Origin of the sequence: Acetobacter ghanensis, assembly GCF_001499675.1 — a bacterium.
In the GTDB taxonomy this organism is placed as follows: Bacteria; Pseudomonadota; Alphaproteobacteria; order Acetobacterales; family Acetobacteraceae; genus Acetobacter; species Acetobacter ghanensis.
Map to the genome: position 1 here is coordinate 2,435,330 of NZ_LN609302.1, position 23,596 is coordinate 2,458,925.

16 protein-coding genes and 1 pseudogene are annotated in these 23,596 nt (G+C 57.0%); 6 read left to right on the forward strand and 11 right to left on the reverse strand.

Annotation, left to right across the window (positions count from 1 at the left end; translation table 11 throughout):
- Positions 1–2: 2 nt before the first annotated feature.
- From AGA_RS11345 to AGA_RS11390, 10 genes are all read right to left on the reverse strand, one after another.
- A complete protein-coding gene (locus tag AGA_RS11345) occupies positions 3–743 on the reverse strand; it encodes an SDR family NAD(P)-dependent oxidoreductase (protein ID WP_059024386.1) in 741 nt (246 codons plus the stop codon).
- A 13-nt stretch (positions 744–756) separates the two neighbouring features.
- Complete coding sequence (locus AGA_RS11350; RefSeq protein WP_059024387.1) at positions 757–1,959, reverse strand: cytochrome P450; 1,203 nt, start codon at positions 1,957–1,959, stop codon at positions 757–759.
- Positions 1,956–3,689, reverse strand: coding sequence for a hydantoinase B/oxoprolinase family protein (locus AGA_RS11355; RefSeq protein WP_059024388.1), 1,734 nt, complete (start codon positions 3,687–3,689; stop codon positions 1,956–1,958). The genes AGA_RS11350 and AGA_RS11355 overlap by 4 nt, the downstream gene beginning before the upstream one ends.
- Complete coding sequence (locus AGA_RS11360; protein WP_059024389.1) at positions 3,689–5,791, reverse strand: hydantoinase/oxoprolinase family protein; 2,103 nt, start codon at positions 5,789–5,791, stop codon at positions 3,689–3,691. The genes AGA_RS11355 and AGA_RS11360 overlap by 1 nt, the downstream gene beginning before the upstream one ends.
- Positions 5,788–6,945, reverse strand: a complete 1,158-nt coding sequence (locus AGA_RS11365; protein WP_059024390.1) for a mandelate racemase/muconate lactonizing enzyme family protein — start codon at positions 6,943–6,945, stop codon at positions 5,788–5,790. Before AGA_RS11365 ends, AGA_RS11360 begins: the two co-directional genes overlap by 4 nt.
- 139 nt (positions 6,946–7,084) lie before the next feature.
- Positions 7,085–8,278 carry an MFS transporter gene (locus AGA_RS11370; RefSeq protein WP_059024391.1) on the reverse strand — a complete coding sequence of 398 codons (1,194 nt, stop codon included), beginning with the start codon at positions 8,276–8,278 and terminating at the stop codon, positions 7,085–7,087.
- Position 8,279: 1 nt separating this feature from the next.
- Positions 8,280–9,866 carry a carboxylesterase/lipase family protein gene (locus AGA_RS11375; protein ID WP_059024392.1) on the reverse strand — a complete coding sequence of 529 codons (1,587 nt, stop codon included), beginning with the start codon at positions 9,864–9,866 and terminating at the stop codon, positions 8,280–8,282.
- Positions 9,867–9,887: 21 nt separating this feature from the next.
- On the reverse strand, positions 9,888–12,203 hold the full coding sequence (locus AGA_RS11380; RefSeq protein WP_059024393.1) for a TonB-dependent receptor: 2,316 nt from the start codon (positions 12,201–12,203) through the stop codon (positions 9,888–9,890).
- 303 nt (positions 12,204–12,506) lie between these two features.
- Complete coding sequence (locus tag AGA_RS11385; protein WP_059024394.1) at positions 12,507–13,739, reverse strand: NAD(P)/FAD-dependent oxidoreductase; 1,233 nt, start codon at positions 13,737–13,739, stop codon at positions 12,507–12,509.
- Positions 13,739–14,077, reverse strand: coding sequence for a 2Fe-2S iron-sulfur cluster-binding protein (locus tag AGA_RS11390; protein WP_231945795.1), 339 nt, complete (start codon positions 14,075–14,077; stop codon positions 13,739–13,741). The genes AGA_RS11385 and AGA_RS11390 overlap by 1 nt, the downstream gene beginning before the upstream one ends.
- Before the next feature lie 172 nt (positions 14,078–14,249).
- Between AGA_RS11390 and AGA_RS11395 the strand changes: the two genes are divergently transcribed.
- The 5 genes from AGA_RS11395 to AGA_RS11415 all read left to right on the forward strand — a co-directional run bounded on the left by AGA_RS11395 (position 14,250) and on the right by AGA_RS11415 (position 20,645).
- Positions 14,250–15,572 (forward strand): aromatic ring-hydroxylating dioxygenase subunit alpha, encoded by a 1,323-nt coding sequence (locus AGA_RS11395; protein WP_059024396.1) that lies wholly within the window; start codon positions 14,250–14,252, stop codon positions 15,570–15,572.
- 11 nt (positions 15,573–15,583) lie between these two features.
- Positions 15,584–17,017 (forward strand): glutamine synthetase family protein, encoded by a 1,434-nt coding sequence (locus AGA_RS11400; protein WP_059024397.1) that lies wholly within the window; start codon positions 15,584–15,586, stop codon positions 17,015–17,017.
- A 64-nt stretch (positions 17,018–17,081) separates the two neighbouring features.
- Positions 17,082–18,332: a lipase family protein gene (locus AGA_RS11405; RefSeq protein WP_083503632.1), complete on the forward strand. Its 1,251-nt coding sequence runs from the start codon at positions 17,082–17,084 to the stop codon at positions 18,330–18,332.
- 28 nt (positions 18,333–18,360) lie between these two features.
- Positions 18,361–19,875, forward strand: coding sequence for an amidohydrolase family protein (locus tag AGA_RS11410; RefSeq protein WP_059024398.1), 1,515 nt, complete (start codon positions 18,361–18,363; stop codon positions 19,873–19,875).
- Positions 19,872–20,645: an N-acyl homoserine lactonase family protein gene (locus AGA_RS11415; protein ID WP_059024399.1), complete on the forward strand. Its 774-nt coding sequence runs from the start codon at positions 19,872–19,874 to the stop codon at positions 20,643–20,645. Before AGA_RS11410 ends, AGA_RS11415 begins: the two co-directional genes overlap by 4 nt.
- Positions 20,646–20,659: 14 nt before the next feature.
- On the opposite strand, the pseudogene AGA_RS11420 reads toward AGA_RS11415, so the two are convergent.
- Positions 20,660–22,130 (reverse strand): annotated as a pseudogene (locus AGA_RS11420) (protein adenylyltransferase SelO).
- 265 nt (positions 22,131–22,395) lie between these two features.
- On the opposite strand from AGA_RS11420, the gene AGA_RS11425 reads away from it, so the two are divergent.
- Positions 22,396–23,496, forward strand: a complete 1,101-nt coding sequence (locus tag AGA_RS11425) for a branched-chain amino acid aminotransferase (protein ID WP_059024400.1) — start codon at positions 22,396–22,398, stop codon at positions 23,494–23,496.
- Positions 23,497–23,596: the final 100 nt, after the last annotated feature.

Consider the following 23,596-nt stretch of genomic DNA (forward strand, 5'->3'; position numbering starts at 1 on the left):
CCCTAGACCGCCGTATAACCGCCATCAACCACAAACGATGTGCCCGCCATGTAACGCCCGCCCGAGGACGCCAGCAGCAGAATAAGGGCTGCAACCTCATCTGGCGTACCATGGCGGCCCAAGGGAATCTGCCGGTCTATGACCTGACGTTTTTCCTCCGGATCACGCTGATAAGACCAGAAAGGGTCGTTAAACGGTGTTTCAATCCATCCGGGCAGAACACAGTTGATGCGAATACCCAAAGGCCCCAGTTCCGCGGTAAGGCTGCGCGCCAGCCCCGGCAGGGCGGCCTTTGTTGCCTGATAGGCCGACATCCCCGCGTGCCCCTTGATTGCCCCGGTCGAAGACGTAAAAATGACGCTGGGGTTATCAGATTTTGCCAAATATGGGGCCGCTGCCTGCGTAAAGAAAAACGGCATTTTAAGATTAAGGGCCACGGTTCGGTCCCACATCTCGTCCGTCCAGTCCTCCAGTGCGGCGGACATCATAACCGCAGCCGTCACCAGCAGCGTGTCCACACCACCAAAGTTTGCGACAGCCAGATTAACCGCCTCCTGCGGCACCCCCGGCTCCGCAAGGTCCCGCAAAAGGAACAGGCAAGCCCCCTTGGCGTCCTCTTCCACAACTGAGCGTGCTTCTTCCCGGTGGTCGATCAGGATGACATTGTCCCCCTGCGCCCGAAATTTTCTGACACAGGCACGACCAATACCCGTCGCCCCGCCTGCCACAATGACCGTTGCCATAATACGTATTTCCTTAGTGTTTGCCGTCTAGCGCAATGGGGAGAGATGTCAGCCCCCGCAGGCCGGGGTGCAGCCGGAGTGTGGATGGACCATCGGTTTCCAACCGGTTGACCTTTTCGGCCAGAGCACGGAAGAACACTTCGCCCTCCAGCCGCGCCATCATCTGGGCAACACAGGCATGGATGCCCGCACCATACCCGATCTGCTGGGTTATCCTGCGGGTAATATCAAACTTGTCCGGCTCATCCCACGCCAGAGGGTCGCGCCCGGCGGAGCCGATAAGCACCAGAATTTTCTGATGTTTGTCCAGCTTCTGGCCTTCAAACTCGAACGCCTCCGTAGTTGTGCGGAACAGGCTCTGCGAAGAGCTGTCATAGCGTGTGGCTTCCTCAAACGCCGCCCGCGCCAGAGATGGGTCTGCGCGCAGCAGGGCCCACTGCTCGGGATGTTCGGCCAGAGCACGCAGGCAAAGACCGATGGAATCAATGGTCGTATCCACCCCTGCGGACAAAAAGGAGCGCACCAGCAGTTTGGCCTCTGCGTGTGTAATTTCACCCGTATCGGCCGCAGCATAAATGGCCGCACCCAGCCCGTCTGGCGTCAGGGCTGTGCGCTCACAATGGGCATCAATCCACGCGCCGACCTCATCCGCGCGGGAGAGGAGCTGGTCATACCAAGGGGTGCGTGGCCCAAAAGCGCCAAACACCATGCCACCGTAAACCAGCATCATATCCCGATCGAGCGGGGGCATACCCACCGCATCGGGGAAAACCTTCATGGGGAAAGGAGAAACCAGTTCGGAAACGGCTTCTATACGCCCCCGTTCAATGGCGTTGTCGACCAGATTTTGCGCAACCCCTGTAAACTCGGTACGCATCTTCTGGAGAGCGCCGGGGGTGAAAAGCCGCATCAGCACCTTGCGCGTGCGGTCATGCGCAGGGGGGTCCACCTCCAGAATAATACTCGGCTGCCGCCAGTTCTTGTCCGTAAAGTAGTTGGTCAGGCCACCCCCGCCTGCATTGCTGAAGCGCTTCCAGTCCGTTAACACCGCCCGGACCTGCGCATAGTGCTGAACAACCCAGATGTTGTATTTTTCCAGCCAGACAATCGGCCCTAGGGCACGGAGTTGGGCATAATACCGAAACGGATCCGCACGAAACTCTTCGCTAAACGGGTCGATGTCAGAAACAATCCGTTTGTCAGTTATCGTGTTCATGAGCCTTGTCCCTTCATCATGGTTCTGTGTGCACGGGTGGCGTTTTCATCAATTTTCAGATCATTGGTCAGAGCAACGCCGTAATCAGACAGGGCGGCAGCCTGCGTAACCAAGCCGTCCAGAACGTCCTGCAACACAAGGTCCGGGTTGCGGTCGTACGGAGCGCCGTAGCCCCCTCCACCCGCCATGACGTGGCGGTAAACATCCCCGTCATTCAGGGTTAGCGGGGTAAGCGGCATGGCGGGCAAGGTCTGTTCCTGCCCCCCCACCACCAGCACATTGGAGGCTGCTGTGCCGGGCTGCCCGCCAAACAGGCCATGCGGCGGATATTTGACCTTGTCCGAGCGCACGCCAAAATAAATATTGTCCTGCAAAATCCGGTATTCCCGCACGATCCCCAGACCGCCGCGGTAACGCCCGGCCCCGGCCGTATCTGGCACAACGCCGTAGCGCTCGATGCGAATGGGGTAATCCGCCTCTATAATCTCGATAGGGACATTGGCCTGGTTAGAGGCCATGTGCGGCACACCGTCCTGCCCATCATGCTGGCTGGTGCCACCCCATACCCCCATCACACATTCGGAAAACACAAATGTGCGGCCATTATGTTGGCCACTAAAGCTGGGCAGAGTTGACCCACCGGCGCCATCGGCCGCCACACGGTCTGGCAGGCATGGGGCCAGTGCGCCAAACACGCAGTCCACAATGCGGTAACCCGTAATGCCACGACCGCCACATGCTGCGGGATAGGTGCAGTTCAGCACGGTGCCTTCCGGCGCAATAACCTTAATCGGGCGCGTATAACCGTGACAATTGGGAACATCCGCCCCCATAACCGACCGCAAGGCAGCATAAACATTGGATTTGCAAAAAGAAATTGGGGCGTTAATTCCCCCAGCTACCTGCGCGGACGTTCCGGTCCAGTCCGCCGTCACCTCATCGCCCTGCACATGCAGGGCTAGGCGGAAGACAATAGGCTCCCCGTTTTCACCCAGCCCATCAATGTGGTCTTCAAACTGGTAGGTTCCATCTGCAATACCGCGAATGGCGTCCCGCGCCAGTCGTTCTGCATAGTCATGCAGGGCAATGGTGTAGCGGCTCAGTTGCGCCCAGCCGTAACGGTGCAGCATATCCGCAAAGGCGCGGTCCCCCGCCTGCACTGCCGCACATTGTGCCGCAATGTCCCCCAAAACCAGATCCGGCGTACGCACGTTAGCGGCAATAATGGCATGGATGGCCTCATCCGCCACACCTTTGCGAAACAGCTTTAAAAATGGAAGGCGCAACCCTTCCTGATGAATACTGGTGGAACTAAGCGAATTACTCCCCGGCACAAGGCCGCCCACATCCACATGGTGGGCAATGGTCGCCGCCCACCCGCACAGTGCACCATCATGGAAAAGAGGTTTAACAACGTAAATATCGGGCAAATGCTGGCCGGATGCCAGATAGGGGTCATTGCCGACAAATACATCCCCTTCATCAATATTCCCCGCATACTGCGTGGTCAGATGCTGCATAGCGTCGTAAAAACTGCCCAAATGCATGGGGGTTGTCAGCCCCTGCGCAATATTCTGCCCCTGCGGGTCACACAGTGCCGTGGAAAAGTCCATGGCGTCCCGCACGATGGGAGAATGGGCCGTGCGCATGAGAATAATGGCCATCTCATCGGCTATGGCCTCAAAACCGTTTTTAATAATTTCCAGAAGCGCCAGATCACACTCAGCCATCACGCCTCTCCCTGCGTTATCTGGTCGATCACCACATTGTTGTAAACATCCCGCCATGCCTGCCAGTCTGGCGGCACAATGGTTGTTCCTTCATATTCCTCGATAATCAGCGGGCCTTTACGCGGCTGGTCGTCCAGCAGGTAACGGTGCAGCACCGGCGTAAGCAAAAGACCATACTCCGCACCAAAATAGGCCATGCGTGAGGTCTCCTCATACAAACTGCCCCCTGCGATGACCTTGCTGATTTTGGGCGCACGAGCGGGCGGGCGTGATGCAACAACGCGGATACTAACCAGCTCCATCTGCCCATTTTCATGCACATAGCCGTAGCTGCGTTTGTGTTCGGCCATAAAATCCTGCGCAGCCCCTGCCATGACAGAAGCTGAAATGGGGCCCGCTGGCAGCGCCACGCTGAGCTCATATCCCTGCCCGTGGTAACGAATCTGGGCAAAGCGGGTAATGGTCAGGCCGGTCTGATCTCCCATTTCGGACCGAATAGCCGTCTCCAGCGCAGTGTAGGCATGGTCCAGTTCCGCCATGCTGGCGGCGTCTTCTGGCAACGGAGCCGAAAAGGATATGGTCCGCCCCATTTCATAATCAGCAAAAAGCAGCCCGACTGCGCTGAAAACCCCAGCACCCGGCGGCACAATCACACGCCCGATGTTGAGTTCGCGCGCCAGTGGGGCGGCGTGCATGCCACCATTGCCGCCAAACGCCAGCAATGTGAAATCTCGCGGGTTGCGCCCCCGATAGGTGGAGACCGCCTTAACAGCCCGCATCATGGTTGCATTGGCAACACAATGCACCCCGTAGGCAGCATCCAGCAGACTCATATCGGCATGGTCGCAAACTGCGGCCTGCAACGCCTCCTTTGCCTTTTGCGCGTTAACCGGCACGGTGCCCGAGGCCAGAGCAACCGGGTTAAGGTAGCCCAGAACCAGGTTGGCGTCAGTCACGGTCGCCTGCGTGCCACCCCGATCATAACAGGCAGGGCCGGGCATGGCCCCCATGCTTTGCGGGCCAATTTTGAGCACACCGCCTGCATCCACCCGCACAACGCTGCCGCCCCCAGCGCCCACTTCGGACACATCAATAATGGGAAGCTTGAGGGCATAGCCGCCCCCTTTGGCCAAGGCGCTGGACATGGAAATACCCCCGCCCACCTCGTAATCATCCGTGGCGGTCAGTCGGCCATCCTGAATAAGGGACGCCTTGGCGGTTGTTCCGCCCATGTCAAAGGTAATAATATCGGCGTAGCCCGCAGCACACCCAAGGCGGGCCGCCCCCACAACGCCTGCGGCCGGGCCACTTTCCACCACCGTTGCAGGGCGCGCAATAACCTGAGAGACATCCAAAAGACCGCCGCTGGACTGCATCATCAACAGCCGACCATCAAAACCCGCATCCTGCAATGTCTGCACCAGACCTGTGAGGTACCGGCTTACAACCGGCCCCACATAGGCGTTGACGACCGTTGTGCTGGTCCGCTCGTATTCGCGCACTTCTGGCAGCACATCATGACTGATAGAAATAAAGCAGCCTTCGGGCAGTTCTTCACGCAGGATACGCTCAACCTGCTTTTCATGCGCGGGGTTAACGTAGCTGTGCAAAAAACACACGGCAACGGCCTCTACCCCAGTGGCCGCCAGCGCTCTGGCCGCATCACGCGCGCCCTGCTCATCCAGCGCCTGCACAACGCCACCGCGCGCATCCAGCCTTTCCCGCACTTCCAGCCGCAAACGCCTTGGCACCAAAGGGGCTGGCTTTTGGTAAAGTGGTTCATACAACCGTGGCACACGGATGCGCCGCAGTACCAGCACATCCCTGAATCCCTCTGTTGTTATCAGGGCCGTGCGCGCACCCTTTGCTTCCAAAATAGCATTGGTTGCAATAGTGGACGCATGGAGCAACTGCCCAAAACTGGATGCAGGCAGGTTAAGCTGGTCTGCAATCTGGCGCACCCCAGCCAGAATACCCTGAGCATAGTCCTGCGGGGTGGACGGCACCTTGGCCGTAACCAAAACCCCATCGGTGGACAGGCACGCCACATCGGTAAAAGTTCCGCCAATATCGGCAGCTATGCGATATTCTGTCTCCATCATTTGTCGCACCGGAAAGCTGAGAGCTTGTCTTCATCAATGGTAATGCCAAGGCCCGGAGCATCCAGCGGCAGAATGGCACCGTTGCTGACCTGCATGGGTTCGGCCAGAATATCGTCATCATAATAATGGCCAGCCACACGGTAGGGGTGCTGGCCTTTGGGCGCGCTAATTGCAATAACCGCACCAAGGGACACGGCGGGACGAGCCAGCGCAAAATGCACATTGGCGGCAGTGCCAATGGCGGATTCAATGGAGCCGTTCACATCGCACTGCATCAGCGATGCCGCAGCCAGATCCGCCACTTTGCAGGCTCCGGCAATGCCCCCAGCCTTAGCCAGATAGACCGAAATACAATCCGCCGCCCGTGCGGACAGCACATCCAATGCGTCGTTCACATCCCAGCAGCTTTCATCCGCTATGATCGGCACGGGGGATGCGGCAGTTACTTCCGCCATGTAGCGCAGACCTTCGGTCGGCTGTTCCACAAGGCTGACGCCTGCATCCACAAGGCGGCGCACCGTGGCGGTGGCTGTTTTGGCATGACCATAACCCTGGTTGGCATCCAGACGGAGCGTTACGCCATCTCCCAACCGTGCCCTTAATGCACCAATCAGGCGAATATCACGCTCGGCATCTGTTCCCCCTTTGATCTGGAGGCAGGAAACACCGTCCTCCACCGCCATAACGGCTTCTTCCAATGCGTCCGCCTCGGGCATAAGGCCGACCATGTGCGCAACTGGCACACTGTCCCTCACCTTGCCGCCCAACAGTTTATAAACTGGCAGCCCCACGCATTTGCCCCATGCGTCATACAGCGCGATGCTGACGGCACATTTGGCATAAACATTACCCACCGCCACGCGGTCCATAATCTGTGCAGCGCTGGTAACGGCCGTTACGTCCTGCCCCACCAGTGCTGGCGCAATAACCGTGCGAATAATGTTGATGACCGTGCCCAGCGTTTCGCCTCCGTGGCGCGCAAAGTCACCGCCCCAATCGGGCAGAGGTGTTGCTTCGCCATACCCGACAACGCCGTTTTCAGTTTCGATCCGAACCGCAACAAAATTTCCAAGTTCACCGAGCATCCCCGCCCAGCGGAAATCACGCCGAGTTGGCAGGGAAAAAGGGAAAGCCTCAACAGAAATAATCTTCAACGTACCATCTCCATAGTTGCAGACATAACTCAGGCAGAAACTGCCGCAGGAATTGCCATTATTTATTAATAATTTAGGTATTTTTTACTTTAATACCCACAAACACTCATGAACGAATATTTTTCGTGCAAAATATCAGTCATGGGGCAACCAATACTTTTCGGTAGGGGACAAGGGATGCCGCAACCACCATGACCGCACAGGAAAGCCCCCAGTAGGCAGACCAGTGTGTTAACGCCAGATAGATGGGCGGGGCCGTCAGACAGATAAGGGACGTCAACTGCCCCACAAGGCCGGACACAAACCCAATATCTTCCTGTTTGCTTACAAATGTTGGAAGCTGGGCCATAGTGCCCCCCGCCATGCCTCCAAAGGCCAGAAGCCAGCAGATAAGCGCCACAAGGGCCAGACCAAATGTGCCATTGGGAAAAAACAGGACAAAAAGAGACGCCAGACCAAAACAGACCAGTGTACGATACATAACTCTGTAATGGACCTTTTTGGTCAGGATGTGCCCGGTCACCACGCCACCGAGGATCATGGCAAAAATTTTGGCTCCTGCTATGCCACTATTGGACATGCCCAGTTCCACCCCATACACCCGCGCAAGGTAGGAAGGCGTAACAACACTCACGCCATAGGCAACCGCATTAGGCAAAGCCAGTGCAAAGGCCAGCCGGATAATGGCACTCTCTTTAAACAGAAGGCGCAGGCCGCCGGCACCCGCATTAACCTTGATCTGCGCTTTGCGGCGTGGAAGCAGAAACGCCAGGCAGGTTAGAGCCGCAAAAATGATGGCGTGCCACACAAAAGCATGTTGCCACACGTCGCCTGTTGTAAAAGGCACTGCCAGCAACAGCCCAAAAGCATACCCAACCGGCCCGTAAGTTGACCAGAACGACAAGGCGCGAGTCCGGGCATCCCCCTCCAGCCACGAGACGAGGGCAGAAGGACACGTGACCGTCAGCGCCCCAAAGGACGCCCCGGCCAGACACATGCCAGCATAAACCCAGACCCACCCCGTGGCCCAGCTCAGGCATACATCGCCCGCAATGGCCAGAATACCGGCCAACATCATACCAGCACGAATACCAATCCGGTCCACAAGGCGGCCTATGGGCACGCAGGCCAGCGCCGAAGGAACAGAAAACAGCGATATTGCAAACCCCGCTTTAGGGGCCGTCATGGACAGGTCATGCGTGACATGTGGCAGGAACGATACAAACACGCCAATACTGGCCATGGACGCCACAATCATGGCGTAACAGAACAGGACCAGCCAAACAGACGGTGCGTTATCGAGGAAAGGGCTGACATTCACAGGCTCTTTCATCTTAACCTTCCTCCAGCAAGCGGTTGTTCATAGAGCGCCCCAGCAGCACAAGGCGGTCGTAGTGCTCAATATCGACTTCCCCTTGTGTCCGACTGTCTAACTGGAACAGTTTGCGACTATGGGGGCGATACTGTGGCCAGTGTGGCAAATTTTCCCCATTGGGATCACCTGTTTTTGCAAAGTTCAGCCAGTATCCAGACACAAGATTCATAAGGTGTTCCTGCTCCGCACGCCGTTCTGGTTCCAAAAACGTATGGGTTTTCAAGGCAAAGCCTATTTCCGCACCATGGAAGGCTCCCAAAGCCTCTTTTCCCGCCTGCAGGTTTGCGGGGCGCGTGTACCGATAATCAAACCGGTAGGCAAAGCTTGGGACAAATCTGGACGCCACCATGGACAGGGCAATGCTGTTCCAGTTGAACACCACATCGCCAAAAATCTGATGCCCCATTGCTGCGGGTGTCTGGTAACCTTCGCTTTGCAGCACACGCATGACATCCGTGGCCTGCGTACCGTAAAAGCTGGACAGGGCAGCCTGTAGCCCATCCTGCCTGCCCTCACCCATTGGCGGGAAGACACTCCCTTCATCATGGTTATGCCCCGCCATAACTGGCACACGCGCACACTCGCCAGCCGCCATCATGGTGTATGGGTGCCGTGGCACCAGCCAACCATCCACCACAGGATAAAACTGCCAGCTAAACCCATAGGTTTCTATCAACTTATGGGCTGGCACCTGCCGCAGGTCCGCCAGTGTTGGCGCGCTGATCTTGCGGGCAAAAGCAGATCCGGCCTGTGCCATTTCCGCCATGGCGCCCAGAAGAATATAGGAGGAGGGTTTGCCCAAAGGTGCGCCACTTTGCGCAATAGCCCTATGGAACAACCCGCGGGACTGCGGCATGACCAGATGGTAGGCCACACTAAAAGCCCCGGCAGACTGCCCAAAAATGGTGACATTGCCCGGATCACCACCAAATCCGGCAATGTTGTCACGGACCCATTGCAAAGCCGCAATCTGGTCCATCAGCCCGTAATTGCCACACACACCATGCGGAGATTCCCGCGCAAGATCAGGGTGGGCAAAGCTCCCCAAAATACCGACGCGATAGTTGATGGAAACAAAAACAACATCTTCCGCCGCCAGACGGGCTCCATCGTACCGGGGATCTTCCGTTGCCCCCATAATAAACGCCCCACCGTATATCCACACCATAACAGGCCGCAGGCGCCCATCAGCAGGAGGAGCCCAAACATTCAGTGTCAGGCAGTCCTCGCTCATCTGGTCTGGCGTAAAATCCCCGGCAGACACAATGGGCGTGGAAGGCGCCCACGGGCTGGCGCCAAACTTGACCGCCTGCCGCACACCATGCCACGGGGTTACGGGCTGCGGTGGCTTCCACCGCAAGGCCCCCACCGGAGGCGCGGCATAGGGAATACCAAGCCAGGCCGTTACACCGGGCTGGGCCGTAGCGCGCCCGGCAACTGGCCCCGCAGTCGTCTGCCTGATGGGTTGGGCAGATGCACCCAACCCCACCAGAGCCGCTCCACCAGCCGCCATGAACGCCCTGCGTCTGATATGGCATTCCGTCATGAAAGCCTCCTGATAAGAAGATCAGAACCCGGCAGACACCGTTCCCATGGCCATGAATGGTGTTGAAACATAGTAGCTGGGTGCCCCACCGGCAGCGATTGTGCTCCCCCGCACGCCTGTTGTGGCATATGCGTTGGACTTGGCGCTGTAGGTTCCGGAAAGATAATGGTTATTAGCAAGGTTGATGATGTTCAAACGAATTTCCGGGTTTTTAAGCGGCCCAATATTGCGCAGACGATAACCAGCAGTCAGGTCGGCCTGCACGTAGGGGTCGATGGATGCATCGTTCATGAACGTGGAATACTGCCTGCCCACCCATTTGATCCCGACATTGCCGAACAGCTTGCCATCATCATAATCCAGACCAAAACCGAGCTGGTATTTGGGGGCGCCAATGGCCGTTTTTCCTTTAGTTGGCAGGTAGTCCTGACCAACCATAAGGTTGTTGTCCTGCTTGGCGTTCAGATATTCAGCCGACATATAGGGCCGGAAATGATGGATGGGTGCTGTCCCAATTTCGAAGTCAACACCACGGGCATGTTGGCCACCACCATTAAGCTGAGATGGTATCTGCTGGGTGCCGTTGTAAATGACCGTGCTGACAAGGCGGTTTGTAAAGTTGTAGTTAAAGAACGTCAGCCGCGCCATAACCTTGTCTGACGTATAACGATAGCCCAGTTCTTCCGAAATCGAGTATTCCGGCTTCAGCCCAGTGTTGGCCGCTTTGGTAATGGCGCCATTATACGTGCTGGGATAGAGGGCATTTGTTGTGGGCATTCTGAATGCCGTACTGCCGTTCATGAAAAACTGATGATGGGAATTGATAGCATACGTAATCCCCACATTTGGCAGAGGCTCAGCTGTATTGGTTTCCATGCGGCGTGGCGTGCCCGGCAGGGAGTCAACAGCAAGCCGGTTGACCATCGCCTCGCGGAAACCCGCGCTGATTTTCAGCCTGTCGTGCAAAAGAGATACCGTATCACCAAGGTACAGAACGTTGGTGGTCACGTAAGAATGGGACGCCATAAGATAGATGGGCTGACCATCGGACAGGGTGTAATAATGGCTGTCTCCCCACGCATTGAGCGGAGACCCGCTGGAGTCAAGCTTGCCATACTGCGAAAACAGGTTGTCGTTTTCGTATTGGAACCAGTACCCGAATGTCAGCGTATTATGCCGCGTGGCATAAACCAGGTTGGTATTGAAGCCCGAGCGGGATGTTTCCTCAATATAGGGTTCGTACACCATGGAGGAGCCGCCAATCTGGCCGTTTCCATTCAGGTCCACCTGATAGCTGGTCAGGCCGCTATACACCGCGTTTTCCGAGACCACACCACCAAAGCCCGTCGTGCCATAGTTGTAGTACGTATAGGGCGTGAAGTTGAAGGTTAGGAACTTGTTCAGCTTCAGCTTTGTCGGCAACGAAACCAGCAGGGCCTCATAGGGGTTCTGATGCAGTTTGTAGTATTTGGTGTTTGTGCCATTGCCGTAGTTCTTGCCATAGTTGTAGCTGGACCCGGCATCAAACTGCGCCTGCGTAGGGTACGCATAGTTGGAAATATTGAAGTTTCCGTAAGAGATTGTCAGCTTGGAGCGGCTTTCTGCCCCCCATTCCTTCAACAACCCAAGGTCAAAATGGGTTTTGGAATCATGCCCTGCGCCACGGGTGTGGTCGGCCTCTGTCTGGGAAACGGACATGAACATCCGCACGCCTGTGTGCCCGATATCGCCGGTATCCACCCGCACAAAGCCACGGGCCATGCTGTAGGAACCACCCGTTGCATCGGCCGTTACATGGAAATGGTGCGAAGGGTCACGCGTGAACATGGTGACAACACCACCAGAGGCGTTGACCGTTGGCGTTGTAATATCGGGAGCGCCCTGCTCAATCCGAACGCGTTCCTGGTTTTCGGTATCAGCCCATTCGGATGGGTTGACCTGACTGTTGTAGGAACTGGTGACGGGAATACCTTCGTAAACAAAGCCCATCTGGGAGGAATCAAGCCCACGCACGGAAAAGCCTGCCCCACCAAACTGCATACCAAACGGGTCGCCCGATGCCGCGTTTGCCCCCGGTGTCAGCTTCAGCAGCTGAAACGCTGATTGTGTGGGGGACTGCTTGGCAATAAAATCGCGCGAAACCGTACTGGCCGATTTCTCGCCGGTTTCCTTGGTAATCAGACCGCCGCCGAACTGCCGCCCGGTGACCCCCATGGCAGAAATTTCGCCCGAGCCATGAACTTCCAGATATTCGTTATTTTTACTTTGAGCCGCTGACTTTTTATGTGTGTTGGCGCTCTTGGTGGTTTCTGCTGCATTCGCCTGAATTAGGGGCATATGCGTTACCAGAGAGACACAGCCTGCCAACAAAAAGAACTTTCTACTGCAACGCATTTCCGATCCTCCGCCTTCCCATTAGGTGAAAACTATAGCCTGTCAGACACATGGGATTCGTACACTTAATTTCGAATCCGAAACATTATGAAACGTAACAAACTAAATATAGAAAAGGAAAATAATTTTGATATTATTAATTTAAATACACAATATGCTTTATTAGTAGCAAAAATAACACACAACAATTGTTAATTTTATTTATACTTTGCGGAATTCCATCGGTTTTCTCCGACTATTCCCAGTTTAAACCGACCTTAAAAGGCTCTTTAGGTCAAACTGAGTATCCTGAACCTGCTGGGCCGTTGGGTTAGCCCCTGCCGCCAAAAGCCTGCGGGCCAGCATATGCTGTGCTGGGGCATTCACCGTTTCAACCGCGCCCAGTCTTCCATCAGCATGAAAATGAAAGAAGGCCCCCTTCCCACCTTTGGGCGTATCGCGCGTGATGCACGCCATACCCGGTTGTATCATACCCGCAGTCTGGAATTTGCTTCCCAGCTGATCGGACCAGAACCATGGAATAGGTGCGTAGGTCTGAGGTTTTCCCATGATAACAGATGCCACAATACGCGCCTGATCCATGGCATTTTGCACACATTCCAACCGCATGGTCTGCCCTGCTGGACCCACGGGGAATCTGCTGCAATCTCCAATAGCAAAAACAGACGGGTCTGATGTTCTGAGGGCATGGTCAACCACAATCCCATCATCACACATCAGGCCAGCGGCTTTTGCCAGTTCCTGATTAGGCACAATACCAATGCCCAGAATGACCATGCCTACGGGGATAACCGTACCATTGGCCAGAACAACACCGGAGACAACGCCATTATGGTCCTCAATGGCGCTCACCCCACAACCAAGATGCAGGGTTGTGCCCGCCGCCACATGCATATCCGCGACAAGGCCGGAGAGTGCGGCAGACGCAGCACGCATCAGCAATCTGGGGCCCGCCTCCACAACATGGACTTCTTTTTTAAAATACACGCGTAATGTTGCAGCCAGTTCCAGCCCCACGTAACCGCCGCCAACCACCACGACCGCGCCGGACGTTGTCGCCGCGACCTTTGCAATCCTATCCGCATCCTGCACTGTGCGTAGAGAATACACATGCTCGGGCAGTTTTGCGCCAGACCACGGGCGGGGGCGGCTCCCCGTAGCAATAACCAGATGCTCATACGCCACAACACCACCATCGGCGAGCAGCACGGTTTTTGCCGCGGGATCTACAGCCTTTGCACCAACACCCCGCAACAGGGAAACATCTTCCTCTTTGTAAAAAGACTCGCCCTTTAAACAAAGATTCTCATAGTCCACGGTAGCGGTCATATACCCCTTGGACAAAGGCGGCCGGTGGTAGGGCAGCACATCCTCGTCGCTAATCAGCGTTACCTTCTTGCCGTACCCAGCTTCCCGCAGGGCTGCAGCGCAGGTAACACCTGCATGGGATGCGCCAATAATAACCGTGCCCGCGCCCATCAGAACTGCCGATCCGGGACTTCAACCACCATCCCGTCCAGACTGTCCTCAAATATAACCTGACAGGCCAGGCGGCTATTGGGGCGGCGTTCTGCTGCAACCCCTTCTAGCATATCGGCCTCTTCCGCCGTTGGTTCGGGTAGGGCTTGTGCGTGTTTTTCATCAATATAAACATGGCAGGTGGCGCACGCACAGGCCCCGCCACACTCCGCGTCAATCCCACGAATATTGGCTTGGATGGCAAGCTGCATGACACTGACACCACTTTTGGCATCCACTTTGCGAATGCCGCCATCACGCTGGTGAAAAATCAGTTCTGGCATACTCGGACGTTCCATAGCTTGAAAACCACATTGAAGCGACGGGTGGGCCGGAGCCCTTTTTGTCGCGATGTCAAAACGAACTTGCATACTTTCATCATTTCTTGCAAGCATAATGTTCGGATAAAGAAAATATGTTCGCAAAGAAAACAAATTCTCTGATCGCACACGCCACAGGAGACCCCAACCCATGATGAGCGCCGAACAAAATGCCCTGATAACCCGCATTACGCAGGATCAACCCGCGGGTAAGCTGCTACGCCATTACTGGCAGCCCGCGGCCCTTGCTGTGGAGCTGGAAGGCCAGCGCCCCATCCGCCCTGTAGAGCTTTTGGGCCAACACTTTGTGCTGTTCCGGGATGAGGACGGCAATCTGGGGATGCTCGACCGAGACTGCCCCCACCGCAATGCGGACCTAGCCTTTGGCCGTCTGGAAGATGGCGGGCTACGGTGCCCTTTTCATGGCTGGTTGTTTGACGTTAAAGGCCGATGCCTGCAAACCCCAGCCGAGCCCAAAGGCAGCACCCTTTGCAAGCGTATTCAGCAGAAATCCTACCCGGTTATTGAAAAAAGCGGCATTATCTTTGCCTATCTGGGCGAAGGTGAGCCGCCTGCATTCCCCGATCTGGACTGTTTTGTGGCTCCGGATGACTATGTGTTTGCCTTTAAAGGGTTAATTGACTGCAACTGGTTGCAGGCCCTTGAGGTTGGCATTGACCCCGCCCATGCCAGTTTCCTCCATCGTTTTTTTGAAGATGACGAACCCGAATCTGCCTATGGGCGGCAGTTCCGCGCCACATCGGCCGACAGCAATATTCCCATGACCCGCGTGCTGCGCGAGTTTGACTGCCCCGACATTGCCGTGGAAACAACGGATTATGGCCTACGCCTGATTACCACCCGCACCATGAACGAGGAAAATACCCATGTGCGGGTCACCAATGTTCTGTTCCCACAGGCTTTTGTTATTCCACTTTCCAGCGAAATGACCATTACCCAGTGGCACGTGCCGATTAACGATACGAGCTGCTACTGGTACGCCATCTTCACCAGCTTTTCCGGTCCGGTCAACAAGAAGCAGATGCGCGAACAACGCCTGAAGCTTTACACCCTGCCCGACTACCGCCCCCGTGTTGGCCGCGCCAATGACTATGGATTCGACCCCTACGAACAGGCCAGCAAAACCTACACCGGCATGGGGGATGACATTAACGTCCACGACCAATGGGCCATCGAATCGCAAGGGCATATACAGGACCGCACGCGCGAACATCTAGGCCAGACGGATAAGGGCATTATTGCCTACCGCCGCATGTTGATGAACGCCATCGACCGGGCACAGCGGGGGGAAACACCGCTTATGGTGCTCAACACCTCGCAAGCCACCCAGATTCAAGGCCCGGCCACCATGGACGGAGTCGGTCCGACCAACGGAACAGAGAACTACTGGAAAGACGTAGATGCCCGCCGCCGCAACGCCGCCCCATGGCGACAGGACGCGGCACAGGCGTAAGGAGCGCAACGATGGGCTTTGTTCAAAAACACGGGTTATGGACGCAAGAACAGCAACAGGCCGCTCTAGCAGTCAAACGCCAGATCCATGCGGACAATGTTGAGGTTATTCGCTTTTCCTTTCCCGATCAGCATGGAATCCTGCGTGGCAAAACACTGGTTGCCGATACGCTGGACAGCACATTTGCAAACGGTATTTCTCTGGCGTCTTCCCTGCTGCTCAAGGACACGGCCCACCGTACCGTCATTTCCATTTTCTCGGCTCAGAATGCGATCGGGGATACGGAAGTCCGTGGCTCGGCCGATATGTGCATGGTGCCAGACCCAACAACATTCAAAGTGCTGCCATGGGCCCCGCATACAGGCTGGATGCTGTGCGACCTGTATTACAGGGATGGTCGCAAGGTGCCCTATGCCACACGCCATATTTACAAAGATGCCCTAAGCCGTCTGGCTGAAACAGGCTATGAGCTGATGGCCGGGCTGGAGGTGGAATTCCACCTGACACGTATTGAAAACCCACGCCTCCAGCCAGACGACGCCGGGCAACCCGCCACCCCTCCGGACGTATCGCTAACACATAGGGGGTACAATTACCTGACGGAACTGAACTACGACCAGATAGACCCGATGATGGAGGTCATGCGCAAGGCGGTTCAGGGTCTTGGCCTTGGTCTGCACTCCCTTGAGGTCGAGTTTGGCCCCAGTCAGGTAGAAATGGTGTTCAAGGCGGATAAGGGCCTCAAACCTGCTGACGACATGATTTTGTTCCGCTCGGCTGTTAAACAGGTTTGCAGGCGGCATGGTTTTCATGCCAGTTTTATGTGTCGCCCACGCCTGCCCTCAGTTATGTCCAGCGGATGGCACCTGCACCAGTCCTTGTGCAATACGCAGGGGCAGAATGTTTTTATTCCCGCCAATGCGGATGAACCACTGTCTGCCACTGGCATGGAATGGCTGGGAGGACTTTTGAACAATGCCGGTGCCAGCACGGTTTTTTCAACCCCCACCATTAATGGATACAAGCGTTACCGTCCGTTTTCCCTAGCGCCAGACCGGGCCGCATGGGGTATAGACAACCGCGGTGTCATGCTGCGTGTGCTGGCAGGCCAAGGCGACAAAGCCTCTCGGATTGAAAACCGGGTGGGAGAACCCGCAGCCAATCCGTATCTTTACATGGCATCTCAGGTTATTTCCGGCATGGATGGCCTGCGCACCAAAGCACAGCCCGGACTGCCGGTGGACGCCCCATACGAGACACAGGCCCCCTTCCTCCCCACCACACTGGCACAGGCGGTCAATGCGCTGGACAAAAGTTCTGTCTTTCGGGCCGCCATGGGTGATACGTTCATCAACTATATCGTTGAAATCAAGCGTTCCGAAATAAAGCGCTATGAGCTGGAAGTCTCGGAATGGGAGCAACGAGAATATTTTGACATGTTCTGACCTCCCTCGCCCTCAATAACAACCGACCATCCCTTAGCAAGGCCCCCAACACACAGGAACCGGCATGAAAATTCTTCCTCTGGCCTCTTCCCTTCTGGCTGTTGCCACGGTTCTTTTGCCTGCACCAACCAGAGCCGCAGCGCCCGCCGCCTTTTATGACTGGACGGCACCCGTAACCGCTGCTCCCGGCACATTGCTCCGCAGCGAACCGCTTAAGGCTGACTGGCTTCCAAAAGATACGGGAAATGCCTACAAAATTCTGTACAGTTCGCGCAATGGCATGGCGGCGGATGGCAACGTGCCGGTTTCGGGCTATGTGCTTTTTCCTTCTGGCCCGGCACCCAAAGGGGGCTGGCCGCTGGTGATCTGGGCGCATGGCACAACAGGTGTGGCGGATGTGTGCGCCCCATCGTGGATGGGTCCCCGCCCCAGAGACCAGCTTTACCTGAATACGTGGCTCAAGCGCGGTTTTGCCATTGTTGCATCCGATTATCAGGGCTTAGGCACACCGGGAACACACCCTTACCTGCTGTACAGGCCCGAAGCCTACAGCCTGCTGGATGCGGCCCGTACGGTACTGGCCCAGCACAACTTTGCCCTACAAAACAAAATTATGATTGTTGGACAGTCACAAGGTGGGGGGGCCGCGCTCGCGGCAACATGGGCGTTTCCACAATATGCACCGGAACTGAAGGTTAAAGGCGCCGTGCTAACAGGGTTGGTAACGGCCATCCATCAGGATACCCCCGAACAGAACGAAAAGCGCTACACAACCGTGGATGCCATGGACCCGGCGTTTGCCACCCTACGGCTGGCAGGCACAGATCAGGCCATTCATCCCGAAACGGACCCAACGTCTCTTTTTTCCGAAAATGGAAAAAAAATGCTCGAAGTCGCTCGAACGGGCTGCCTGCATGACCTGTTTGATGAAGCCAAAAAACTGGGCATTAAAACGGGCAAGGAGCTTTTGGCTGCCGATATTACCGCATACGACCGTGACATGAGCCACTATTTTGAACTCCCCGATGGCCATGTGAGTGTTCCCGTGTTTTTGGGCACCGGTCTGGCCGATGGCATGGCGGGCACAACGGGGCAGTATGGTGCAGCACTCGCCCTGTGCCGGGCTGGCAGCACCGTGCAATGGCACACATATCCGGGTGTTACGCATAATGGAGCCGTCAATTACTCGCTGCCAGATTCAGCGCAGTTCACGCACGATGTCATGGCCGGGCGGCCCGTTGCCTCATCGTGCAACAACCTGACACCTCCAGGCCCCGTACAAAAACCTGCCCCCTACATTCCTTTCAACCAGTAATGGCGCATCATCAAAGGACAAGCAGCGCATGAACATCCCCCACTCAGCCCACACCGCAACGGAGCCTGATGGGTGGGCTGTGGACATTCTGCTCGCCCGCCCCGGCCATGACCAACCTTTGCTTAACCAGCGCATAACCACCCACAACGGGTTATTGTGCGCCCCGCAAGCCGAAGCACCCAACCCCTTGGGGGCCGGGCGGGTGGCTCTGCCAGCCTTTGCCAATGCTCATGACCATGGGCGGGGAGTGCCAACGCTCTCCGCTGGCATTCCCGATGGACCGTTGGAAATATGGCTGGCGCGGTTAGGTGTGGAACCACGGGTGCAGGCTTACATGAATGCGGCCTGTGCGTTCGCCAACATGGCCGAAGCGGGCATTGGCGCTGTTGTGCATTGCCACAACACGCAAAATGGGCGCGCTCTGCTAGCCGAGGCTCAGGGAGTGGCGCAGGCTGCGCATGATGTCGGCATCCGCGTGGCCTTTGCCGTGCCCTTTGCGGGTGAAAACGCACTGGCATATGGGCCTGACAGCCAGCTTGCCAAATGTTTTGCACACCCCGAACACTTCCCCCAGCTTGGTGCAACACGCTTCAAGCGCACGCTGGAGGAAGGGCTTGCCATTGTTGATGAACTGGCCAAGCTGGAAAGCCGCACTTTTAGTGTGCAGTATGGCCCTGTTGGCCCCCAGTGGGTTGACCGCAAAACGCTTGAAACCATAAGCGCCCGCTCGCAATCCACCGGCCGCCGGGTTCATATGCATTTTTTTGAAACCCGGTTGCAAAGGGAATGGGCCGATGCGCACTTCCCCGAAGGGATCGTCACCTATTTTGACCGGATTGGCCTCCTCTCCCCCCGCCTGACACTGGCCCATTGCTGCTGGCTGCGGGAACATGAGTTGGACCTGCTGGCACAGCGCGGTGTACTGGTCTCGTGCAATACGTCTTCCAACTTTCGGCTCTCTTCCGGGTTTCCACCAATAACAGGCCTGTTGCAGCGTAACATGACCTTTGGCATTGGCTTGGACGGCATGTCGCTCGAAGATGATGAGGACATCCTGCGCGAGACCCGCCTGCTCCGGGGGGTGGCCCAATCCCTCCGCCCCGGCGTGGACGGACTGGCGGACAAGGGGCAGTTTTTACCACAATGTTATGATGCCCTGCTGCGTGGCGGGCGCGAGGCCGTTGTCGGCAAGGATGGAGGCGGCATTGTGCAAGAAGGCGCACCGGCTGACTTTGTTATTGTGCGCACGGACCGGATTATGCGCCACAAAGTGCCCGATGCCGCACTCCCCGAACTGTTGCTGACACGCCTGACACGTCAGGATGTGGACACGCTGGTGGTGGACGGCAAAACCGTTGTCCAAAACGGGCATTGCACTGGCGTCTCCAAACCCGAACTTGAACACACACTGGATGAACTTGTTGGCGAAGCACTTACCCGAATAAGTGCCGACAAACCGGTTGTGAACACAAACTGGGAGGACGGCTTACGCCGCTTTTACCGCACGGGCGCACACCGCCAGCGCACGCCAGAACAGACATGACAGATATAAAGCGCTTATTCATTCTGCTTTGTGGGTATGAAATCCTGCCCAAATCCATTTCTGTCATGGGAGCGGACAACCGCTTTCTTCTCAGCGAGCCAATCTGCGCCTACCTGCTGGACACCACCCATGGGTGGGTGCTGCTTGATGCAGGAATGGACCCCAAGCATGTCCACGACCCATTACGGCTCCAGACGTATTTTGGGCAATACGGCATGGTGCCACCCGTTATAAAAAAACAGCATGATCTGGAAAGCCAACTGGCCACACTTGGTGTACGGCTTTCCGATATTGCCTGGATTATTCTCTCCCACCTGCATTTTGACCATGCAGGCTACATCAAACACTGCCCGCAAGCACGCGTATCCGTCCAGCGGCGGGAACATGCGGCGGCTCTTCAATCCACCTCCACCGCCTATATTGCAGAAGATTTTAACACACCCACCATACAGTGGGATCTCAGAGATGGGGACTGGGACGCTTTTGCAGGCCTGACCCTGCTGGATACCAGAGGCCATTCAGATGGCCACCAATCCGCCCTGCTCCGCCTGAAGCATACAGGTCCCCTGATCCTGACTTTTGACGCGGGCGATCTACGAGAGAACTTCACGCACAGCATTCCACCGGGGGTCTGCACGGACCAGAGTGCCGCGCTCCAGTCCATAAGGCGGCTGCAAGACCTTGCCCGGTCCGAGCAGGCCCAACTGATCCTTTTTCATGACCCGGAGGAAATACAGACCCTGCGCCTGTCGCCCGACCATTACGCCTGACCGGCCCACTCCGCCTACGTGCCGCAATATGTGTAGGGCACGACCTCATCGGGGGTGGGGGAGAACGTGTAGTGTTCCATACCCGGCTGCTCCACGTAGGGTGTGGCCAGCAGGTGCAGCATCTCGTTAAACGGTGCGTAATCCCCCTGTTGCACAGCGGCCTGAATCATGGCCTCCACCTTGTGGTTGCGGGGGATGTAGCACGGATTGACCCGCGCCATGCTCTGGGCACGGGCAACCCAGTTCGCCCCGCCCTCCTGCGCCAGACGCACACGCCACCGGGCCAACCACGGCCCAAAGGTTGGGGGCAGGCCTGCGGGGGCTACATCCTGCCCGGACAAAACCCCTGCGTGGCTCAAGGCGCGGAAGGCATTGGTCATATCCGCCTTTTCCCGCTCCATCAGGTCTAGCAGGTCCTTGAACAGGGTTTCGTCCTCATCCTGCTCACCTTCCAACCCAAGCTTGGCACGCATTCCGGCAAAATACGCGGCATGAAAATGCGTGTGGAACGTGGCCAGAACCTGCTGGGCTACGGTTACGGCGTCATCCTCCTCTTCCGCCAGCAGAGGCAACAGGGCCTCGGCAAAGCGGGTCAGGTTCCATAGGGCAATGGTCGGCTGGTTTGTGTAGGCATACCGCCCGCGCTCATCAATAAAGCTGAACACGGTAGTGGGCTTATACGTGTCCATAAAGGCGCAGGGGCCGTAATCTATTGTTTCGCCCGATATGGCCATGTTGTCGGTATTCATAACGCCATGAATAAAGCCAACCAGCATCCAACGGGCGACAAGGTCCGCCTGTGCAGCCACCACGCTTTGCAGGAACGCCACATAAGGCTGCGCGGCCTGTGCCGCTTGGGGGTAAAGGCGGGCTATGGCAAAGTCGGCCAGCACGCGCAGGCCTGCCACATCCTGCCGGGCAGCAAGATACTGGAACGTGCCAACCCGAATATGGCTGCGCGCCACACGTGCCAGAATAGCACCGGGCAACGGTGTTTCACGATAAACGCGCTCGCCTGTTTCCACCGCGGCCAGAGCACGGGTGGTGGCAATACCAAGGGCGGCCATGCTCTCACTCAGCAAATATTCGCGCAGAACGGGGCCAAGGGCAGCCCGGCCATCCCCCCTGCGGGAGAAGGGTGTAGGGCCGGAACCTTTTAGCTGGATTTCCCACAGCCTCCCCTCCCTGTCCGGCGCATCTCCCAGCAGCAGAGCGCGCCCATCCCCCAGTTGAGGAGAAAAATAGGCCAAACTGGTGCCCCGCATAAGCGGTGGCAACAGGGTCCACGCCTTGGGGCATCTGATTACCGGCCAGCATGGCCAGCCCCTGCGGGCCAGCCAGCCATGTGCTATCCAACCCTAGCGCATCGGCCAGAGGAACATTCAGCCGGATCAGCCTTGGAGCCGCTACAGGCGTAGCCTGTGTTGGGGCAAAAAAGCGGGATGGCAGCGTTGCGTAACTCTGCTGGATGGGAAGCTGGGGCATTCTACATTACGCCTTGCATATAAAGCCGTGGAGCCTACAGGCAGGTGCCAGCCCTGCCGCAGCCGCACAACACACAGAAACGGGCCACATGCACCGAAGTTTGCACCTGTCTGGCACAGACCCGGCGAACATGATAGGAAAGACCCCACCCGGATGACCGGACAGGCCGCGTTTTTGGCGCGACTGAACAACAGAATAAAAACCGTATATCGGAGCAACCAGGCCACTGGTCCAGACGCCAGCGCCGCGGAGACGCGAGAACACCATGACCACCGCATCTGACATCGCCTTCAAGATCACCCGTAAAACGGATGGCACGCCCGCCGCCGAGCGCGAAAGCCTGATAGCCAACCCGGGCTTTGGCCGCGCCTTTACCGATCATATGGCTGTTGTCACTTATACGGAAGGCAAAGGCTGGCATTCTGCGGAAATTCTGCCCCGCCAGCCGCTCATGCTCGACCCTGCCGCCTCTGTTCTGCACTACGCGCAGGAAATTTTTGAAGGCATGAAGGCTTACCGCGCCCCCAATGGTGGCGTGCAGCTCTTCCGCCCTGAAGCCAACGCCCGCCGGTTCCAGAAGTCTGCCGAGCGCATGGCCATGGCACAACTGCCCGAAGACCTGTTTTTGGAAGCCGTAACCCAGCTGGTGAAAATTGACCGTGACTGGGTGCCCGCACCTGAAGTGGGCACGCTTTACATCCGCCCGTTCATGATTGCGACGGAAGCAGCCCTTGGGGTCAAACCTGCCTCCGAGTTCAAGTTCATTGTTATTGCCTGCGCCGCTGGGGAATATTTCTCCAAGGATGCCGGTCCGGTTTCAGTCTGGGTGGAAACGGAAACCGTGCGCGCCTCCCGCGGGGGCACGGGCACTGCCAAATGCGGCGGCAACTACGCTGCCAGCCTGACCGCACAGATGGAAGGCAAGCACCACGGCTGCCAGCAGGTTCTGTTCCTGGATGCGGAAGAACGCCGCTGGCTGGAAGAAATGGGCGGCATGAACGTGATGATGGTGTTTGAAGACGGCACCCTGCTCACCCCGCCACTGGCTGGCGGCACCATCCTGCACGGCATTACCCGTGACAGCCTGCTGACACTGGCGCGCGATGCCGGGCTGACCGTAAAGGAAGAGCGCTACGCGCTTGACCAACTGTTTGCGGATGCCAAATCCGGCAAGCTCAAGGAAGTGTTTGCCTGCGGTACGGCGGCTGTTGTCTCCCCCATTGGGACATTCAAAAGCAAGACGGACCACTGCACCATCAACAACAACAAGGTGGGCGAGGTTACGGCAAAGCTGCGCCAGAGCCTGTGCGATATTCAGTTTGGCCGCGCGGCAGACCCGCACAACTGGATCTGCTCGGTGGCCTAAGCCCTCCCAGCATCCCACATCCCTCCACACACCCCGGGCCCGCTGCCGGGGTGTTTTCTTATCCACCCCGCTCTGTGGCGGACATGCTGGACAGACAGGC

Excerpts from the sequence above, each read along its gene's own strand:
- AGA_RS11375 (WP_059024392.1), bottom strand. The coding sequence starts at position 9,866 with ATGACGGAATGCCATATCAGACGCAGGGCGTTCATGGCGGCTGGTGGA.
- AGA_RS11415 (WP_059024399.1), top strand. The coding sequence starts at position 19,872 with ATGACAGATATAAAGCGCTTATTCATTCTGCTTTGTGGGTATGAAATC.
- AGA_RS11425 (WP_059024400.1), top strand. The coding sequence starts at position 22,396 with ATGACCACCGCATCTGACATCGCCTTCAAGATCACCCGTAAAACGGAT.
- AGA_RS11355 (WP_059024388.1), bottom strand. The coding sequence starts at position 3,689 with ATGGCTGAGTGTGATCTGGCGCTTCTGGAAATTATTAAAAACGGTTTT.
- AGA_RS11345 (WP_059024386.1), bottom strand. The coding sequence starts at position 743 with ATGGCAACGGTCATTGTGGCAGGCGGGGCGACGGGTATTGGTCGTGCC.
- AGA_RS11385 (WP_059024394.1), bottom strand. The coding sequence starts at position 13,739 with ATGGGCGCGGGCACGGTTATTATTGGCGCATCCCATGCAGGTGTTACC.
- AGA_RS11380 (WP_059024393.1), bottom strand. The coding sequence starts at position 12,203 with ATGCCCCTAATTCAGGCGAATGCAGCAGAAACCACCAAGAGCGCCAAC.
- AGA_RS11400 (WP_059024397.1), top strand. The coding sequence starts at position 15,584 with ATGGGCTTTGTTCAAAAACACGGGTTATGGACGCAAGAACAGCAACAG.
- AGA_RS11370 (WP_059024391.1), bottom strand. The coding sequence starts at position 8,278 with ATGAAAGAGCCTGTGAATGTCAGCCCTTTCCTCGATAACGCACCGTCT.
- AGA_RS11395 (WP_059024396.1), top strand. The coding sequence starts at position 14,250 with ATGATGAGCGCCGAACAAAATGCCCTGATAACCCGCATTACGCAGGAT.
- AGA_RS11360 (WP_059024389.1), bottom strand. The coding sequence starts at position 5,791 with ATGATGGAGACAGAATATCGCATAGCTGCCGATATTGGCGGAACTTTT.
- AGA_RS11405 (WP_083503632.1), top strand. The coding sequence starts at position 17,082 with ATGAAAATTCTTCCTCTGGCCTCTTCCCTTCTGGCTGTTGCCACGGTT.
- AGA_RS11410 (WP_059024398.1), top strand. The coding sequence starts at position 18,361 with ATGAACATCCCCCACTCAGCCCACACCGCAACGGAGCCTGATGGGTGG.
- AGA_RS11390 (WP_231945795.1), bottom strand. The coding sequence starts at position 14,077 with ATGGAACGTCCGAGTATGCCAGAACTGATTTTTCACCAGCGTGATGGC.
- AGA_RS11350 (WP_059024387.1), bottom strand. The coding sequence starts at position 1,959 with ATGAACACGATAACTGACAAACGGATTGTTTCTGACATCGACCCGTTT.